This is a genomic window from Micromonospora acroterricola, assembly GCF_003172955.1.
GTDB classification, from domain to species: domain Bacteria; phylum Actinomycetota; class Actinomycetes; order Mycobacteriales; family Micromonosporaceae; genus Micromonospora; species Micromonospora acroterricola.
Genome location: NZ_QGKR01000229.1, coordinates 1 through 14,923 on the forward strand (window position 1 = coordinate 1; position 14,923 = coordinate 14,923).

At 72.8% G+C, this 14,923-nt stretch carries 13 protein-coding genes and 1 pseudogene; 4 read left to right on the top strand and 10 right to left on the bottom strand.

Features of this window, described 5'->3' with window-relative positions; translation table 11 throughout:
* Positions 1 to 1,280 (top strand): annotated as a pseudogene (locus DKT68_RS20045) (transposase); the annotation flags it as partial.
* Positions 1,281 to 1,694: 414 nt separating this feature from the next.
* On the opposite strand, the gene DKT68_RS20050 reads toward DKT68_RS20045, so the two are convergent.
* The 4 genes from DKT68_RS20050 to DKT68_RS20065 all read right to left on the bottom strand — a co-directional run bounded on the left by DKT68_RS20050 (position 1,695) and on the right by DKT68_RS20065 (position 6,805).
* Positions 1,695 to 2,288 carry a GTP-binding protein gene (locus DKT68_RS20050; protein WP_007455465.1) on the bottom strand — a complete coding sequence of 198 codons (594 nt, stop codon included), beginning with the start codon at positions 2,286 to 2,288 and terminating at the stop codon, positions 1,695 to 1,697.
* A 1-nt stretch (position 2,289) separates the two neighbouring features.
* A complete protein-coding gene (locus DKT68_RS20055; RefSeq protein WP_089021735.1) occupies positions 2,290 to 2,661 on the bottom strand; it encodes a DUF742 domain-containing protein in 372 nt (123 codons plus the stop codon).
* 95 nt (positions 2,662 to 2,756) lie between these two features.
* Entirely contained in the window at positions 2,757 to 3,161 is a 405-nt protein-coding gene (locus DKT68_RS20060) for a roadblock/LC7 domain-containing protein (RefSeq protein WP_007455462.1), read from the bottom strand.
* Complete coding sequence (locus DKT68_RS20065; RefSeq protein ID WP_109818940.1) at positions 3,158 to 6,805, bottom strand: sensor histidine kinase; 3,648 nt, start codon at positions 6,803 to 6,805, stop codon at positions 3,158 to 3,160. Before DKT68_RS20065 ends, DKT68_RS20060 begins: the two co-directional genes overlap by 4 nt.
* Positions 6,806 to 7,308: 503 nt before the next feature.
* Here DKT68_RS20065 and DKT68_RS32110 point away from each other — a divergent pair.
* The gene (locus DKT68_RS32110) at positions 7,309 to 7,602 is read left to right on the top strand and encodes a hypothetical protein (protein ID WP_236646990.1); all 294 of its coding nucleotides are present in this window, start codon (positions 7,309 to 7,311) and stop codon (positions 7,600 to 7,602) included.
* A gap of 4 nt (positions 7,603 to 7,606) precedes the next feature.
* On the opposite strand, the gene DKT68_RS20075 is transcribed toward DKT68_RS32110, so the two are convergent.
* The gene (locus DKT68_RS20075; protein ID WP_109818942.1) at positions 7,607 to 8,686 is read right to left on the bottom strand and encodes an adenosine deaminase; all 1,080 of its coding nucleotides are present in this window, start codon (positions 8,684 to 8,686) and stop codon (positions 7,607 to 7,609) included.
* A gap of 51 nt (positions 8,687 to 8,737) precedes the next feature.
* On the bottom strand, positions 8,738 to 9,154 hold the full coding sequence (locus DKT68_RS20080; RefSeq protein ID WP_109818943.1) for a PPOX class F420-dependent oxidoreductase: 417 nt from the start codon (positions 9,152 to 9,154) through the stop codon (positions 8,738 to 8,740).
* Positions 9,155 to 9,269: 115 nt separating this feature from the next.
* On the opposite strand from DKT68_RS20080, the gene DKT68_RS20085 reads away from it, so the two are divergent.
* Entirely contained in the window at positions 9,270 to 9,701 is a 432-nt protein-coding gene (locus tag DKT68_RS20085; protein ID WP_109818965.1) for a MarR family winged helix-turn-helix transcriptional regulator, read from the top strand.
* Between the two features lies 1 nt (position 9,702).
* Positions 9,703 to 10,587, top strand: a complete 885-nt coding sequence (locus tag DKT68_RS20090; protein WP_109818944.1) for a putative RNA methyltransferase — start codon at positions 9,703 to 9,705, stop codon at positions 10,585 to 10,587.
* A gap of 1 nt (position 10,588) precedes the next feature.
* Here the strand turns inward: DKT68_RS20090 and DKT68_RS20095 are convergent, their stop codons facing one another.
* The 4 genes from DKT68_RS20095 to DKT68_RS20110 form a co-directional block, all read right to left on the bottom strand.
* Positions 10,589 to 11,272, bottom strand: a complete 684-nt coding sequence (locus DKT68_RS20095) for a DUF4272 domain-containing protein (protein ID WP_109818945.1) — start codon at positions 11,270 to 11,272, stop codon at positions 10,589 to 10,591.
* 111 nt (positions 11,273 to 11,383) lie between these two features.
* Positions 11,384 to 12,667, bottom strand: coding sequence for a thymidine phosphorylase (locus DKT68_RS20100; RefSeq protein ID WP_109818946.1), 1,284 nt, complete (start codon positions 12,665 to 12,667; stop codon positions 11,384 to 11,386).
* A gap of 194 nt (positions 12,668 to 12,861) precedes the next feature.
* Positions 12,862 to 13,590, bottom strand: a complete 729-nt coding sequence (locus DKT68_RS20105) for a cytidine deaminase (RefSeq protein WP_161556687.1) — start codon at positions 13,588 to 13,590, stop codon at positions 12,862 to 12,864.
* A 50-nt stretch (positions 13,591 to 13,640) separates the two neighbouring features.
* Positions 13,641 to 14,921, bottom strand: coding sequence for an ABC transporter permease (locus DKT68_RS20110; RefSeq protein ID WP_109818948.1), 1,281 nt, complete (start codon positions 14,919 to 14,921; stop codon positions 13,641 to 13,643).
* Positions 14,922 to 14,923 lie beyond the last annotated feature (2 nt).

The following is a 14,923-nucleotide window of genomic DNA, read 5'->3' on the forward strand; positions in this document are numbered from 1 at the left end:
GGCCGCCGCCGGTCGCCCCGGCGCCGATCACCCCGCCTCCGGTCGCGCCCGCTCCGGTCGCACCCGCAGCGGTCGCCGGCCCGCCGGTCTCCGCCCCGCCGGGGCGCGGCGAGCCACTCCCGAGCCGCATCGACGGTCCCACCAACCGGCCGGTCTCCTCGCCACCGCCCCCGCCGCCCGGGATCACCCCGATCGCACCGGCGCAGCGCGGCATGGTGCCGCCGGCCGAGGCGGGCGAGCCGTTCCGGCCGACGCTGACCACCGCCGCGATCAACAACGCGCGGGCCGAGCGGCAGCGGACGGTCATCCCGCCACGCCCCAAGACCAACGGCGAGCCGCGGCCGAGCCACCTTCAGCGTCCGGTCGACGAGGCGCCCACCGGCGGCTTCAGCGCCACCGACCTCAGCATCCCGGTGCCCACCCCCCGGCCGGGCCAGGAGTCGGCGCCGCCGGGCTCCCGGGCCAACTGGCCGCTGGTCAACAACCCGGAGGACCCGGCCGACAGCTCGGCCAACAATCCGGCCGCCTACTCGTACGGCGGCGGCCGTGGCATCGACGCGCCGACCGACCCGGGCCGGGCCGACGGCCGGGTCACCCCGCCCTGGCTGGCGGACGACCTGCCGCAGGAGCCGCCCATGCTGCGGCTCGTGGAGCCGCCACCGCTGGCGGACCGGGCGCTGCGCGAGGGGCTCAACCCGCCCAGCGACCCGCGCCTGGAGACGCCGCCACTGCGGCTGGTCGATCGGGAGCAGGCCGCCCGCAACGGGCGCCCCGCGCCCCGCGCCGAGCGTCCCGTCGAGCACCGGCCGTCCCCCCCGGTCGAGCACCGCCCGCCGCCGGTGGCGGACGAGGGCGACGGCGACCTGCTGATCTTCGCGCAGGCCAAGTCGGCCTGGTTCGTCGGGCAGCCCGAGGAGTCCGACCTGGACTGGTCGACCACGGCTGACACCGGGTGGCAGGCCGCCGAGCAGGCGGCCCGTCCCGCCGTGGGCGCCGAGACGACGGCCGGGCTGCCGAAGCGGGTGCCGCAGGCCAACCTGGTCCCGGGCTCGCCGTTGCGCGAGGAGCGTCCACTGCGGATAGTGCGTGACGCAGCGAGCCTCGCCGAGAACACCACCGGCTACTTCCGCGGCTGGCGTCGCGGGCAGGAGATCGGCGGGTTCGCCGTGGGCGGTCGGCCGGGTCGTGAGGCCGCCGGCGGCTGGGACTTCAGCCGTGATCACGGGGACCGCGACGACGACCGGGAGTACGAGTACCGCTCCGCCGGCTACCAGTCCTGACCACTCTCGTTCTGCGTCTTCCGCCGCCGTCAGCCTGTTGGCGCGGCGGCGGAAGCGCGTAGCGGCGGCAAGTCGTCCCGCGTGACCCGTCGGCAGGCCGCCTGAGAGCCTCCCAGCGGCCACGTCGGATGGTGCTGCCGGGAGTTCCCGCCCCGGTTGCCCTGAGACACGCACAGGCGTCCACAGGAGCCGGACGCCGCCCGGAAGCGACGCCGCCGCACGCCCCCACTCCGGAGAACGCAGAAGATCCTGAAAGGACCACCGCCCCCGGAGGGGCCGGATCCTTTCAGGATCTCTCAAGCGCACGCAACGGCCGCGTTGTCGGACCAGGACGCGGGGCACACGTGAACGCCGCCGGACAGCACCCAGCGCCCGGTGGCGGCCGGAGCCACCACCGGGCGACGATCGTCCCGGTCAGGCCGGGGCGACGGCGCGCGTACGGCGCATGGTGAGCACGTACTCGACCAGCGAGATCAGCACGTGCTTCGTCGACTCCCGGTTACGGGCGTCGCAGGCCACCACCGGCACGTCGCTCGAGATCGCCAGCGCGTCCCGAACGTCCTGCGGGTCGTGGTACTGCATACCGTCGAAGCAGTTGATGGCCACCAGGTACGGCAGCCGCCGGTGCTCGAAGAAGTCGATCGCCGCGAAGCAGTCGGCCAGCCGGCGAGTGTCCACCAGCACGACCGCGCCGATCGCGCCCCGAACCAGTTCGTCCCACATGAACCAGAATCGGGTCTGACCCGGCGTACCGAACAGGTACAGGATCAGGTCGCGGTCGATCGAGATCCGGCCGAAGTCCATGGCCACCGTGGTCGTCGTCTTGCCCGGCACCTGCCGGGTGTCGTCGACGCCCACGCCGGCCGAGGTCATGATGGCCTCGGTGGTCAGCGGCGTGATCTCCGAGACCGAGCCGACCAGCGTCGTCTTACCGACGCCGAATCCACCGGCGATAACGATCTTCGCCGACGTCACGCGCCCACTCGGGTTCGGCGGGCGGTGCGACATGTCAGAGCCTGCGAAGTCCACTCAGCACCCTCTCCAGCAGTTCAGTGCCCACCGCGTCGTCGGAGTCGTCCAGGATGGTCGGCTCGTGGACTGCGACCAGGCCGTCCGTCGCCATGTCGGCGATGAGCACCCGGGCCACACCGAGCGGGAGCTGCATCCGCGCCGCGATCTCGGCGAGCGATTGGACGCGTCCGTCACACAGCGCGGCGATGTACTGGTGTTCGCGGCCGCCGTTGCCATTGGCAGCGGCCCGACCGCGCACCGTCGTCTCGACGAGCGCCTCCAGCGCGATGTCGAGCCGGGGACGGGTACGACCGCGGGTCACGGCGTATGGACGGACCAACGCTCCGGTCGGTTCGTCACGATCGGCCATGTCGCCGCTCACCTCCTTCGTACCCGGCACCGGCTCCCACCGGTGAATCCCGTCGTTGTCGTCTTTTCAGTTACGCCGACCGTGGTCGGCGGGCGTCAGCCCAGCATGCCCGCGGCCGCACGCGGCTGCGGGGTCAGCGCGTCGCCCACCCGGTCGACCAGCAACGCCATCTCGTAGCCGACCTGCCCCACGTCCGAGCTGCGGGCGGCCAACACGGCGAAGGACGAGCCGTCCGAGATGGACATCAGGAACAGGAAGCCATTGTCCATCTCCACGACGGTCTGCAGCACCGCGCCTCCCTCGAAGCAGCGAGCCGCTCCCTGCGTGAGGCTGACCAGGCCGGACGCGATCGCGGCGAGCTGGTCGGCCCGGTCCCGCGGCAGATCCCGTGACGACGCGAGGAGCAGGCCGTCCGCCGAGACGGCGACCGCATGCGCGACACCGGGCACCCGGTCGGCGAAGTTGGCCAGCAGCCAACCAAGATCCTGCGTAGTTGTCATCCTTCTTGCTCCTTCTGCCCGCTCCCGGCCGCTGGGCCTGAGCCAGACTGCGAGGATTGCTGCCCTCCCGGAGTCGCCTCCGGGCTGGTCGGGTTGTCCGAGGTGCTACGCCCTCGCTGCACGCCCCGGTGGTAGGCGGAGAGCAGGCCACGGACCGCCTCCGGGGAACGCCGCTGGACCGAGGTGGTCGGCTTCTCCACCGCGCCCGGCACCAGCTGCGCCATCGGCTTGCGCTTCGGCAGACCGGTGGTGGTGGTCTCGCTCACCGGCGTCGCGCTGGCCGCTGCCGATGCGGCACGCCAGCCGTCGTCGGCGGCGGTCTGCCAGCCGTTGGTCTGCGATTGGGGCTGGCGGGTCGGCAGGCTCTCGGCGAGGCTGGGGCGAGCGCCCCCGCTCGCTGTCGACCCGTTGTCCCGCGGCGCTCCTCCGGCCGTCGGAGTGTCTGCCATCGGCGTGTTACCTGTCGTCCCGGGTGATGTCTTGTGGACCGCCCGACCGCTGGCGTCGACCGTCGCGAACTGCTGGGTCGCGGTGCCGCCACTCGCCGCCTGCTGGGCTGCGGGCGCCGCCTTGGCAGCCGCCGCAGCTTCCTCCGGACCCGGCCGACGGGTACGGAACCACGCCGACTCGAGCTCCCGGAAGATCGGCAGTTCCATGGTCTCGTCCGCGTACCGCTGACGGTTCTGGGCCTGCGGCTGCTGAGGTGCCGGCCGGCCCTGCGCCGGTGCCGCTGACACCGGGGCCGGGGTGGTCGGCGCCGGAGGCTGGGCCGCGGCGGCCGGCTGGTCGGCCGGTCGCTGCACCCGGGGCAGCTCCGTCGTCATGTCCAGGGCGGCGGCGAGCCGCTCGGGCACCGGCGGAGTAGCCGTCTCCCGGTCGCCGCCCGGCACCGGCGGCCAGGCCGGCGGCGCGGGAGCGCTGGGCGTCTGCGCGGGCGGGGCGGATCGGGGTGCGAAGCCGCTGAACGACTGGCCGGAGGCCGGCGGCGCCGAGTACGGCTGGCTCGCTGCCGGCGGGGCCGAGTACGGCTGACCGGCCGGCGGGGCCGAGTACGGCTGACCGGCCGGCGGCGCCGAGTACGGCTGACCGGCGGGCGGCGCCGAGTACGGCTGACCGGAGGCGGGAGCGGCCGAGACCGGCGGGCCGGCGTACGGCGCGCCCGAGTAGGGCTGCCCGGAGTACGGCTGGCCGGAGGCCGGCGAGGCGGAGACCGGCGCGCCGGAGTAGGGCTGCGCGGAGATCGGCGGCGCCGAGTACGGGTACGTTTCCGGGCTGCTGGGCAGCTGCCGCGGGATGGCCGGCTGCTGGCCGGTGGCCGGGGAGTCGTCGCCGGAGCGGCGCTGCGGCAGCGGGTCGATCGGCTGCCCGTTGGCCGTCCGCGGGGTGAACCCGTCGCCACCGTTCGTCCCGGCCGCACCGGTCAGGTCCGACCAGGCCGGCATCGAGCGGTACCCGCCGTTGTTGGCGGGCGTGCCGGCGCCGTTGCGGGACGCCGGGTCGAACGGGCGGCCGCCCAGGGTGACCTGGTTGCCGGACTCGCTCGGACGGGGGATGTTGCCCAGCGCGGGCAGCGCGCCGAACGCCGGCACCGGGCCGCCCTGCTGCGGACCGCCGGCCGCGGGCAGCGCCGGCGGCTGCTGCACCCGGCCGGAGAGCGCCCGGGGCACCAGCACCGAGGTCGGCAGGGTCACGTCGGCGACCGTGCCACGGTCCCCGCCGGGACGCAGCTCAACGCGGACGCCGTGCCGGGACGCCAGACGGGCGACCACGACCAGACCCATCATCCGGGACACGGCCACGTCCACCTGCGGCGGCGTGGCCAGGCGCTCGTTCAGCTCGTGCAGCTGGTCGTTGCTGATGCCGATGCCGCGGTCCTCGACGTACAGGGAGGTTCGGTCGCCGACCCGGCGGGCCTCGACCATCACCTGCGAGTCCGGAGGGGAGAACGCGGTGGCGTTGTCGAACAGCTCGGCGACGAGGTGCACGAGGTCGTTGACCGCGTGCGCGGCGACCTCGATGTCCCGGTCGATGACACCGAACTCGATCCGGGTGTAGTGCTCGACCTCGGACTGCGCGGCGCGCAGCACGTCGATGAGCGCGGCCGGCTCCCGCTGCACACGGGTGGAGTCCGCGCCGGCGAGCACCAGCAGGTTCTCGTCGTTGCGGCGCATCCGGGTGGCCAGGTGGTCGAGCTGGAACAGCTCGGCCAGCCGGTCCGGGTCCTCCTCGCCGCGCTCCAGCCGGTCGAGGTGCCCGATGAGGCGGTCGACCAGGATCTGCGAGCGGCGGGCCAGGTTGACGAACATGGTCGCGACGGAGGCACGCAGCGCCGCCTGCTCGGCGGCCGTGCGGACGGCCTCCAGGTGGACGGCGTTGAACGCCTCGGTCACCTGGCCGAACTCGTCCTTGCTGCGAACCGGCAGCGGCTCGGCGATCTGGTTGGCCAGCTGCACCGGGGAGAGCTGCCCGACGACCTGCGGGTCGCGGAGTCGGGCCACCGCCTGGGGCAGGCCGTACTGGGCGACGGAGAGGGCGCCCTGTCGCAGGTCGCGCAGCGAGCGGGCCATCGACCGGGCGACCAGGTAGGCGAAGAGAATGGCCAGCAGCAGCATGCTGAGCAGCAGGCCGGTCTCCAGGAACACCTGGCGCTGGACGTCCGAGCGCAGGTTGTCGGCCTCGGCGACCACGTCACCGTCGAGCTTCGTCTCGACCGTGCGGATCAGCTTGGCGTTGGCCGTCATGGCCGAGTCCCACTGGTCCGGGCCGAACGGCGCACCGCGCATGTCGCCGGTGGTGTTGCCGTCGATCCAGCCGGTGTAGTTCTGTGCCTCCCGGCGGTCACCGCCGGCGACCGTCTGGTCGTGGAACTTCGCCTCGTCGGGGCTGGCGACGGCCTTGAAGCTCTGCAGCGCCTGCTGCTGGCCGGTGCCGCTGGCGATGTAGTCGGTGCGCAGCACCGGGGTCATCCGCCGCTGCTCCGTGCCGAGCGCGCGGTGCACGACGACCCGGCGTACGGAGAGGAACTCCTTCTCCCGGGCGACCGCCGCGGCGGCTCGCATCCGGTCGCTCAGCTCGTTGTCACCGGCGAGCTGCGTGGCCGAGTCACGGATGGCGAGCAGGTCGTTGATCAGACCCTCGTACGCCTGGATGGTCTCGGTGAGCTTGAGCTTGCCGTTGAACACCTGGCTGCGGACACCGGGCAGATCCTTCAGGGTCTGGTCGATCCCGTCGAGCAGGCCTTCCAGGCTGCTCGGCAGGTCCTCGATCTCGGCCCGCTGCTGCAGGTAGGGGCCCTTCGCCTGGTCGACCCGGGAGTTCACCCGGTTGTAGGCCTCCTGGTACTGCGCAGCCGGCTGCGTCCCCCTGGCCCCGAGCAGCAGCACGGCGGTGGTCCGCTCATCCTGCAGCGTGTCGACCAGGTCACCGGAGTAGCTCGACAGATTGGCCAGGTCGCCGGCACGGTTGGCATTGTTGAGCGTCTGCAGGTGGTCGACCAGACCACTGGTGCCCACCACGACCGTGGCGATGGTCGGCACGATCATGATGAGACCGAGCTTGGACCAGATCGGCATGTCCCGGAGCCGGCTGGCCGGCCGGCGCAGCCGCGACAGGAAGGAGCCCGCCGTCTTTGGCCGTTTGCTCACGTCACCGCCCTCGCGATTACAGCTTGAACGCGTTGCCCCCGGGCAACGCCCAGCGTCCGACCCGGCGGGTCGGACCCCCGAGATTCCATCACGCCGCTCGGCAAGAAGAAAGCCCAGGTTGTCACCCGCCGAAGGTGTGATGAGATGTTGATGCGATTTGATAGCAGTCCGTCTGGCCGGAGTAACTGAAGGTAATGAAACATCCGCACCGCGTTGTCCTGCTCGCCGGCCCTTCTGGCTCCGGAAAGTCGTACATAGCGCAGCAAACCGGGTTGCCGGTGCTCTGCCTGGACGACTTCTACAAAGACGGCGATGACCCTACGTTGCCACGACGAAACGGCCAGGTGGATTGGGAATCACCCGAGTCGTGGGACGCCCTGACCGCAGTGGAAACGATTGCTCGACTGGCCCGCGAGGGTCGCGCCGATGTGCCGGTTTATGCGATCGGCGCGGATCGAAGGGTGGCCACCCGGCCATTTGATGTCGACGGATCGCCACTTTTCGTGGCCGAAGGGATCTTCGCCGCCGAGATCGTCGAGGAATGCCGTCGCCGCGGGCTGCTCGCTGGCGCGTACGCGCTGCGCCGACCGCGTGGGGCGACCTTCGTGCGCCGGCTGGCCCGCGACCTGTCCGAGCAGCGCAAGGCGCCCCGGGTGCTGGTCCGCCGCGGGGTGGCGCTGCTGCGCGCCGAGCCCGCGGTGCTGCGTCGGCAGACCGGGCTGGGCGCGGAGGCGGCCCGGGCCCGGGAGGTGCTGCGCCGCGTGGCCGGCCTGCTCGCCGGCCACCCGCACGGCTGACCCGTCAGGCCAGCAGCTTGGCGTACGCGGGCTTGATCACCTCATCGATGATCCGCAGCCGCTCGTCGAACGGGATGAAGGCGCTCTTCATCGCGTTGATGGTGAACCACTGCAACTCCCGCCAGCCGTAGCCGAACGTCTCCACCAGCAGCGCCATCTCCCGGGACATGGAGGTGCCGCTCATCAGCCGGTTGTCGGTGTTGACGGTGGCGCGGAACCGCAGGTCCCGCAGCAGGCCGATCGGGTGGTCGGCGATCGAGTCCACCGCTCCGGTCTGCACGTTCGACGACGGGCACAGCTCCAGCGGGATCCGCTTGTCCCGGACGTACGCGGCCAGGCGGCCGAGCACCGGCACCTCGCCGGGGGTGATGTCGTCCACGATGCGTACGCCGTGACCGAGCCGGTCCGCGCCGCACCACTGGATCGCCTGCCAGATCGACGGCAGGCCGAACGCCTCACCGGCGTGGATGGTGAAGTGGAAGTTCTCCCGCTGGAGGTACTCGAACGCGTCCAGGTGCCGGGTGGGCGGGAAACCCGCCTCGGCGCCGGCGATGTCGAAGCCGACCACCCCGGCGTCCCGGTGCCGTACGGCCAGCTCGGCGATCTCCTGTGAACGGGCCGCGTGCCGCATCGCGGTGAGCAGGGTGCCGACCCGGATGCTCAGGCCCGCCTCGACCGCCTGGGCGGTGCCCTCGGCGAAACCGGCCAGCACCGCCTCGACCACCTCGTCCAGGCTGAGGTCCTGCTCCAGGTGCTGCTCCGGGGCGAAGCGCACCTCGGCGTAGACCACACCGTCGGCGGCCAGGTCCAGCGCGCACTCGCGGGCCACCCGGCGCAGCGCCGGCGCGGTCTGCATGACCGCCACGGTGTGCGCGAACGTCTCCAGGTAGCGCTCCAGCGAGCCGGAGTCGGCAGCGTCGACGAACCAGCGCCCGAGCGCCACCGGGTCGGTGGTGGGCAGCTCGTGGCCGACCTCCGCGGCCAGCTCGACGATCGTCGCCGGCCGCAGACCGCCGTCGAGATGGTCGTGCAGCAGCGCCTTCGGGACCTTGACGATGTCCTCGTACCGGATAGTTGCGACCATGCTCAGACCCTAGTCAGCGGCCCCGGCGCACCGGGACGGGACCGGCCGGTGTCACGGCCGCCAGCCGTACACCCGGTGCACGTCGAGCCGGATCACGAGCCGCCCGTCGGCGACCATGGCGGCCCGGTAGTCCGCCCAGTCCGGGTGTTCGCCGCGAATCCGCCGGTAGACCTCGACCAGTTCGTCGACCGTCGCGTCGGCGGTGGCGGTGGCCGGCTCGGTGAGGGTCGCCGTCCCCTCGGCGACCGCGTACGCGCCACCGTCCGGCGTGGTCACGTGGAAGCTGGCTCGGGTGTCGCGACGCAGGTTGCGCACCTTCGCGCGGTCGCCGGTGGTGGAGCAGCGGATCAGCCCCGGCTCGGCCAGGTAGTCGAGGTTGGACAGCTGGGGACGACCGTCCCGGCGCAGCGTGACCAGCACCCCACGCCCCCGCGTGCCGAACAGTTCCCACAGCGAATTGGTTGACATGTCATCCAATCTAGGGACCGGATAGATGACATGTCAACCAAACGGCTAGACTCGACGCGTGGGCACCCGGTGGCTGGACGAGCGCGAGGACCGCGCCTGGCGCGGCTACCGCCGGATGCGCCGGCTGCTCGACCTGGAGCTGGCCCGGCAGCTGACCCAGGACGCCGGCCTCTCCGAGCCCGACTACGACGTGCTCTCCGACCTCTCCGAGACGCCGCGGGGGCGGCTGCGCCTCAGCGAACTGGCCGACCGGATGCTGTGGTCACGCAGCCGGCTCTCCCACCACCTGACCCGGATGCAGCAGCGCGGTCTGGTGACCCGCGAGGAGTGCGCCGACGACGCCCGGGGCTCGGTCGTCGTCCTGACCACGGCCGGGCGGCAGGCCATCGAGTCCGCCGCCCCCGGTCACGTGGCCGCCGTCCGCCGCCACCTCATCGATCTGCTCACCCCGGCGGAGGTCGACGCGCTCGGCGCGCTCAGCCACCGGGTGGTCGACCACCTCGCCGACCCCGATCTGCGGGCCACCCGCCCACAGCCGGAGGCCTGACGTGGACCCGCGCGTCCTCGACCGGCTGCGCTGCCCGGTCTGCGGCGAACCGCTGGCCGAGGTGACCACCGGCACCACGGCGGCGCTGCGCTGCCCGCGCCGGCACAGCTTCGACATCGCCCGACAGGGGTACGTGAACCTCCTCGCCGGTCGCGCCCCGCACGCCGGGGACAGCGCGGAGATGATGGCCGCCCGCGCCGACTTCCTCGCCGCCGGGCACTACGACCTGATCCCGGCCGCGCTCGCCGACGCCGCGAGCCAGGCCGTGCGGCACCTCCGGGAGACCCGGCCCGAGGCGGCGGTGCTCGACGCGTACCCCCTGGTGGTGGATGCCGGCGCCGGCACGGGCCGGTACCTCGGCGCGGTGCTGGCGGCGCTGCCGGACGCGGTGGGCCTGGCCCTGGACGTCTCCAAGCCGGCGCTGCGCCGCGCGGCCCGCGCGCATCCCCGGGCGGCCGCGGCCCTCGCCGACACCTGGCAGCGCCTGCCGCTCGCCGACGCCTCGACCGCCGTGCTGCTGAACGTCTTCGCCCCGCGCAACGGCCCGGAGTTCCACCGGGTGCTCGACCCGGCCGGCGCGCTGCTGGTGGTCACCCCCGCAGCCGACCACCTCACCGAACTGGTGGACGCCCTCGACCTGCTGCGGGTGGACCCGGACAAGGCCGACCGGGTGGCCGGCAGTCTCGGTGGGCACTTCACCCCGGTCGGCTCGGCGCTGCACCGGGCGGAGCTGACGCTGACCCGGCCGGAGGTGGCCACCCTGGTCGGGATGGGCCCCAGCGCCTGGCACACCGACCCGGCCGCCCTCGCCGCCCGGCTGGCCGCGCTACCCGAGCCGGTCCGGGTGACCGTGGCCATCCGGCTCGACGTCTCGCGACCCCGCTGAGTCAGGTGGAGAGGTCGACCTCTTCCCAACCGGGCGGCTCGTCGTGGTACGGCCCGCGCAGGATCACCGCCCACTCCAGCGCCCAGCGCCGCTGCCCGATGGCGTTCGCGTCGACCAGCCCGGGCAGCGACCGCCCGCTCCGCTCGGTCTCCAGGTACGCCCAGTCCAGGCAGTAGTGCAGATCGAGCAGGGCTGCCGCGTCGGCGGGGTGCTGCGGCGCGGTCAGGATCCTCGACCGCCAGCGCGGAAAGGTCTCCCCCTCGGCGATGTGCGGCAGCCGCTCCACCAACCGCTCGTCCACGGCCAGGGTCGGGTCGAGCTGCTTGCTCAGCCCGAGCACCCAGGCCAGGGCGTAGAGCGCGTCGTGGTGCAGCACGAAGGAGCGGTGGTCGCCCTTGCCGCCGATCACGAACTGCCACTCCGGCGGGGTCACCATCTCGACCAGGTGCGAGCCGAGCAGCCAGCTCATCGCCGCCTGCGGGGGCATCCCGAAGCAGCGGGCCAGGATCAGGTGCAGCACGGCGATGCGGGCCTCGATCTCCGCCGTGGGGCGCAACTCGATCTCGTCACCCGGCTCCCAGACCAGCGGGAACTGGGCCGGGGGCAACGGCAGATTCAGCCGGGACAGCTCGTCCAGGCTCGCCTCGCGCACCTCACGTGGGTTGGGGGCAGGTACGACGGTCACGGCGGAACTTCCTGTCTGCTCGCGACGGCTCAAGGCCGGCTGTCCCCCCTTGGCCTGCGAGAATAGCGCTCTCTGGTGACCGGCACCACGCCGCCCCGACCACCCGCCACGTCAGCTGATCCGCTCGATGACCAGCGGCGCCGGCGCCGGCGCGGTCGGCGCGATCCGCACCGCGCGGGCGGCCTCCGCTAGGGCCGCCGGGATCCGCGCCGGGTCCTCGGCGCGCAGCTCGTACAGGGCCTCGCCGGCCCGCACCGCATCGCCGGGCCGCTTGTGCAGCACCACCCCGGCCGGCACGCTGACCGGGTCCTCCTTGCGGGCCCGGCCCGCGCCGAGCCGCCAGGCCGCCACCCCCATGGCGTACGCGTCGACGGCCTCGACGTACCCGTCCTGCCCGGCGCGGACCACCTCGACCTCCGGGGCGACCGGCATCGGCGCGTCCGGGTCGCCGCCCTGCGCCCGGATCATCGCCCGCCAGGAGTCCATCGCCCGGCCGTCGCGCAGCGCCGCCGCCGGATCGGCGTCCGGCAGGCCGGCGGCGTCGAGCATCTCCCGCGCCAGGGCGAGCGTCAGCTCGACCACGTCGGCCGGCCCCCCACCGGCCAGCACCTCGACCGACTCGGTCACCTCGACGGCGTTGCCGATCGCCAGGCCGAGCGGCGTGGACATGTCGGTGAGCAGGGCCACCGTCCGCACGCCGTGCGCACCGCCCAGCTCGACCATGGTGCGGGCCAGCTCACGGGCCTGGTCGACGGACTTCATGAAGGCGCCCGAGCCGACCTTGACGTCGAGGACCAGCGCACCGGTGCCCTCGGCGATCTTCTTGCTCATGATCGAGCTGGCGATCAGGGGGATCGCCTCCACGGTGCCGGTCACGTCGCGCAGCGCGTACAGCTTGCGGTCGGCGGGGGCGAGCCCGGCGCCGGCCGCGCAGATCACCGCGCCGACCTCACCGAGCTGGCTGATGAACTCGTCGTTGCTCAGCGCCGCCCGCCAGCCCGGGATCGACTCCAACTTGTCCAGCGTGCCGCCGGTGTGCCCGAGGCCGCGCCCGCTCAACTGCGGCACGGCCGCGCCGCACGCCGCCACCAGCGGGGTGAGCGGAAGAGTGATCTTGTCGCCGACGCCGCCGGTGGAGTGTTTGTCGACCGTCGGCCGCCGCACCGCCGACAGGTCCAGCCGCTCCCCGCTGGCGATCATCGCGGCGGTCCAGCGGGCGATCTCCGGCCCGGTCATGCCGTTGAGCAGGATCGCCATGGCCAGCGCCGACATCTGCTCGTCGGCGACCACCCCCCGGGTGTACGCGTCCACCACCCAGTCGATCTGCGCGTCCGACAGCACACCCCCGTCCCGCTTCACGCGAATGACGTCAACGGCAGCAAAAGCACCACTCATCAGAAGTTCTTCCTAGTCGTAAGGCACCAACCGACCGACGGGCGTAGACCACCACGGCCTCCACCGACCGTGACCGACCCGCGGATCCTGACCACGACGGGCCGGGGCCGACCGTGCCCGGCGGAGGGATCAAGCCTGACCGCCCGGAGCCGGGCACGGTCGGCCACGGCCCCAAGCGCAACCAATAACAAAGATCAAGACCAGCGAACCGGGATCTCCAGAGGCGGCTCACCCTCACCAGCCCAGAAGATGGTGCCGGTCGCGTCGACCACCACCACCCGGGGCGATCGGGCCAAGCCCCACGTGATCGCCTCCGCCGGGTCGTCCCAGCTCGGCGCCTCCTCCAGCACGCCGGTCTCGGCGCCCGCGTCGTCCCCGGCGGACCGCTCCCAGTACGCCGTCCAGACCTGCTGCCCGGCGGACATGTCCGGGTGCACGAAGACCGTGCCACGCCCGCGCCAGGCCGCCAGCCGCTCCGGGACCACCGGCACCGGCGTCTCGCCGGTCACCGCCTCCAGGTCCTCCACGCCGAAGGCGTGCGGCAGCAGCTCGGCCATCCGCAGCGGGCGGCCCTTGGCCTCGACGAGGCAGTCCGGCCCGCCGTGCTCCCAGAGCAGCTGACGGCACCGGCCGCACGGCATCAGCGGCTCACCGGTGGCGTCGACGCAGGAGAGCGCGACGAGTCGACCGCCGCCGGTGGCGTGCAGGCTGGACACCACCCCGCACTCGGCGCAGAGCGTCACCCCGTACGCGGCGTTCTCCACGTTGCAGCCGACCACGACCCGGCCGTCGTCGACCAGGGCGGCCGCGCCGACCGGGAACGTCGAGTACGGCGCGTACGCGTGCCGCATCGCGTCCGTCGCGGCGGCGCGCAACCGCGCCCAGTCGATCTCAGTCATCCCATCATTCTGCCGCACCGCCATCGTGGCCTGCGGCGGGACCACCTCGGCCCCGCCGCGTCCACGTGCGGGCGTCAGCCCTTGACGTACGGCTTGCCGTCGGCGGCCGGCGCCCGGACCCGGCCGACCAGACCGGCCACCGCCAGGATCGTCGCCAGGTAGGGCAGCATGGCCAGGAACTGGCTGGGGATCGCGCTGTTGATCGCGCCCAGGTAGGTGGCGAGCTGGTCGGCGAAACCGAAGAAGAGCGCCGCGAGCAGCGCTCCGGTGGGGTTCCACCGGCCGAAGATCAGCGCGGCCAGCGCGATGAAGCCCTTGCCGCCGATCATGTTCTTGGTGAACGAGTAGAGCGCCAGCGTGTAGGACGCGCCACCGATGCCGGCGACCACGCCGGCGAGCAGCACGTTGCGGTACCGCACCCGCAGCACCTTGACGCCGAGCGTGTCGGCGGCGGTCGGGTGCTCACCGACCGAGCGGGTCCGCAGCCCCCACCGGGTACGGAACAGCCCGATGTGGATCACCAGCACCAGGAGCAGGCCGAGGTAGAGGAAGATGTTGCCGCGGAACAGCGCCGGCCCGAGCACCGGGATGTCCTCGAGCAGCGGGATGTTCCAGTTGCCGAAGCGGGGCGAGCTGTTGTACTTCGTCGCGTCGGTCTGCATCAACCGCTCGTAGAGGAAGCCGGTGACGCCGACCGCCAGCAGGTTCAGCACGATGCCGATGACCACCTGGTCGACCAGGTAGCGGATGGCGAAGACGGCCAGCAGCAGCGAGATGAACGCGCCGCCGATGGCTGCGGCGACCAGGCCCACCCAGACGTTGCCGGAGAGGCTGCCGAACAGGGCGCCGCTGAACGCGCCCATCAGCAACTGCCCCTCGATGGCCACGTTGACCACGCCGGACCGCTCGCACAGCACCCCGGCGAGCGCGCCGAAGATCAGTGGCAGGGCCAGGATGAAGGTGCCGCGGATGATGTTGACCAGCGGCATGAAGTTCTGCCCGGTCGGCGCGGCGGAGACCTGCCAGCAGAGGAAGGAGAGCACGAAGGCGACCAGCCCGACGCCGAGCACGGGAAGGAACCACCGCTTCGGCACCCCGGCGAGCAGGGCCGCGCCGGCGGCGATCGTGATGATCCCGAACAGGATCGCGCCGATCGTGCCGTTGATCTCCAACGCGGCGCCGGCCGCGTCGTCGCTGAGCGTGAACCGGGCCTGCTGGTCGGTGGCGAGCGCGCCGAAGAGCACGGCCGAGAGCAGGCCGAGCGCCAGCAGCACGAGGCCGACCTTGCGGTTCCGGGTCCAGAAGCCCTCGTCGACCGCAGCGACCGCGACGTCGGGGACAGCCATGGTGGACATCA

Coding starts and splice junctions, on each gene's coding strand:
- DKT68_RS20075 (WP_109818942.1), bottom strand. CDS start 8,686: ATGGTCGCAACTATCCGGTACGAGGACATCGTCAAGGTCCCGAAGGCG.
- DKT68_RS20050 (WP_007455465.1), bottom strand. CDS start 2,288: ATGTCGCACCGCCCGCCGAACCCGAGTGGGCGCGTGACGTCGGCGAAG.
- DKT68_RS20080 (WP_109818943.1), bottom strand. CDS start 9,154: ATGTCAACCAATTCGCTGTGGGAACTGTTCGGCACGCGGGGGCGTGGG.
- DKT68_RS20100 (WP_109818946.1), bottom strand. CDS start 12,667: ATGAGTGGTGCTTTTGCTGCCGTTGACGTCATTCGCGTGAAGCGGGAC.
- DKT68_RS20060 (WP_007455462.1), bottom strand. CDS start 3,161: ATGACAACTACGCAGGATCTTGGTTGGCTGCTGGCCAACTTCGCCGAC.
- DKT68_RS20110 (WP_109818948.1), bottom strand. CDS start 14,921: ATGTCCACCATGGCTGTCCCCGACGTCGCGGTCGCTGCGGTCGACGAG.
- DKT68_RS20105 (WP_161556687.1), bottom strand. CDS start 13,590: ATGGCGGTGCGGCAGAATGATGGGATGACTGAGATCGACTGGGCGCGG.
- DKT68_RS20085 (WP_109818965.1), top strand. CDS start 9,270: ATGCGCCGGCTGCTCGACCTGGAGCTGGCCCGGCAGCTGACCCAGGAC.
- DKT68_RS20055 (WP_089021735.1), bottom strand. CDS start 2,661: ATGGCCGATCGTGACGAACCGACCGGAGCGTTGGTCCGTCCATACGCC.